This is a genomic window from Geomonas edaphica (assembly GCF_004917075.1).
Taxonomy (GTDB): Bacteria; Desulfobacterota; Desulfuromonadia; order Geobacterales; family Geobacteraceae; genus Geomonas; species Geomonas edaphica.
The window spans coordinates 1-2,207 of sequence record NZ_SSYB01000012.1; the positions used below are offsets into that span (position 1 = coordinate 1).

Here is a 2,207-nt window from a genome sequence, read left to right on the forward strand (position 1 = left end):
TGTCAACGGTAATTGAAAAGTACCCCTTTTCGGTAATCGAAAAGTCCCCCCCTTGGTTATGACTGTTCGATGTGTTTAGCCAGCAGTCCAGCCTTGAGTTTCTCCTTGAGGCGGTAGCTTTCGCCCTTGATGCTGACAGAGATGGCGTGGTGCAGCACCCGGTCCAAAATCGCACTGGCGATGACCTGGTCGCCAAAGACCTCGCCCCAGTTGGAAAAGGGCTGGTTCGAGGTCATGATCATCGCCCCTTTCTCGTACCGGCGTGAGATGAGTTGGAAAAAGAGGTTCGCCCCAAGCCGGTCGATGGGGATGTAGCCGATCTCGTCGACGATCAAAAGCTTTGGCTGGCAGTAAAACTTGAGCTTGTCGTCCAGCCGGTTCTCCGCGTGAGCCCTGGCAAGTGCCGTAATCAGGCCCTGGGCGGTAATAAAGAGGGTACGGTAGCCACGCCGGATTGCCTCGACTCCCAGGCCGACCGAGAGGTGAGTCTTACCGACGCCGGGAGGACCAAGGAAGATTACGTTCTCACCGTTATCGACCCAGCGGCAGGCTGAGAGTTCCTTGATCCGTTTCGGGTCGAGCGACGGCTGATAGGTATAGTCGAACGAGTCCAGCGTCTTGATGAAGGGGAGCCTCGCCATGCGGGTCCCCATCTCGGTCCGTTTGTCCTTCTTCGCGGCCACCTCTTCTTCAACCAGGCGCTGAAGGAATTCGTGATAGCCCCACTCGCCCTTGGCAGCATCCTGGAGCCAGCTATCCAAGTGGTCGGCGAGGCGGGAGAGTTTTAAATGGCGAAGCGATGCGGCGAGGTCGGTGATCTGTTCCATCGGTCACCCCCTCACAAGTTCGCTACGTGGTCGTAGATTTCGAGGTCGCGGATCATGACCTCCTCATCCTTCCACCACGGATCGAAACGCGGCGGCTCTTCCTTCTTCTTCTCAAGCCGGTCGCTGAAAAGCCCCTGGTAATGCGCAGGATTGGTGCGCTGCCTACCGGTCCCCGTGAGCTTCTGGTGGATGGCGATGACCTCCTTGTCTTGGAGGATTCGGATCTCATCGCCCCACAGCTCAATCTGAACCGTTTGACCAGCGTAGCGCCAAGGTACCGAGTAACGGTTGGCGCCGAAGGTGATCATGCAGTCTCTGGCCACCTTGCGTGTGAGGGTCGTCTCCAGTCTGTAGGGCGGGACGGAGTTGATGTCGATGAGCTTCTCCTCCGCGAACCTCTCGGCGGGGCGGCATCCGGTGGTTCCATGGATGCGAGTGTCTGCGACTTCGAGGATCCACTTCTCCAGTTCCCGGTTGAGGTGCTCTAGGTCGATGAAGCGGCGCCCAGGCAGGAAGTTCCCCTTGATGTACTTCACGCCTGACTCGATTTTCCCCTTGGTCTGAGGCCTGTGTGGCCTGCAAAGCCGCGGGTCGAAACCGAAGTGACCGGCAAAGTCGGCGAACTTTGTGTTGAGGGTGAGTACGCTGGCCGTGTGGTCGGTAACGATGGTCTTTGGATTGTCATAGAGCAGTTCTGAAGGGCGACCACCGAACCATGCGAAAGCCTCCTGGTGGGCCGCCAGAAGAGTCGGCAGGCGCTCATCAAGGTATGCACGAGCGAAGAGCCTGCGGGAGTAGCCTAGGACCATTGCAAAGAAGTGGATGCGGACTCTTTGGTCGCCGAGCCAGACTTGGGCGCTGCCCCAATCCACCTGCCCCTGTTTCCCGGGGGCGGTCTCGAACCGCATTACGGCATCCACGCGCTGCTGGAACTCCTCGCGCAGGGGGCGCACCAACAGCTTTACCATCTCGTATCCGCCGGCGTAGCCCTTCTCCTTGAGCTCGCGGAACAAGATCGCGGCGTTGAAATTTACCTCCTCAGCACGGGAGGTGGCCCATTCATCGAATTGCGAAAGGACAGTGTCTGTTGGTTTCGGTCGCTGGTACGGCTCCCACTGCGGCTTCTTGAGGGCACGACGTACCGTTTTGACGGTAACCTCCAACTGCCGGGCGATCTCCTTCTTAGCGGTTCCAAGCCGGGCAAGCTCTCGGATCGCTCCGTACTTGTTTCTGTCGACCATGGTCCCCTCCAGCATGACAGTCTGCTGAAGGGCATCTTGCGCCTGAAGCTCTCCTGGGTGAATCATTTTCCCCTCCCTCTGATGTAAGGGGGGTACTTTTCAATTACCACAGGGGGGTATTTTTACACCATCGCTGACA

At 58.2% G+C, this 2,207-nt stretch carries 2 protein-coding genes; both read right to left on the reverse strand.

The features are described from left to right. Positions 1-56: 56 nt before the first annotated feature. Complete coding sequence (istB, locus tag E8K79_RS20995; RefSeq protein ID WP_136516449.1) at positions 57-827, reverse strand: IS21-like element helper ATPase IstB; 771 nt, start codon at positions 825-827, stop codon at positions 57-59. A gap of 11 nt (positions 828-838) precedes the next feature. After that, a complete protein-coding gene (istA, locus tag E8K79_RS21000) occupies positions 839-2,134 on the reverse strand; it encodes an IS21 family transposase (RefSeq protein WP_136516450.1) in 1,296 nt (431 codons plus the stop codon). Positions 2,135-2,207: the final 73 nt, after the last annotated feature.

Bases quoted from the DNA above. Each gene is read 5' to 3' on its own strand.
- istB (WP_136516449.1), bottom strand. From the start codon at position 827: ATGGAACAGATCACCGACCTCGCCGCATCGCTTCGCCATTTAAAACTC.
- istA (WP_136516450.1), bottom strand. From the start codon at position 2,134: ATGATTCACCCAGGAGAGCTTCAGGCGCAAGATGCCCTTCAGCAGACT.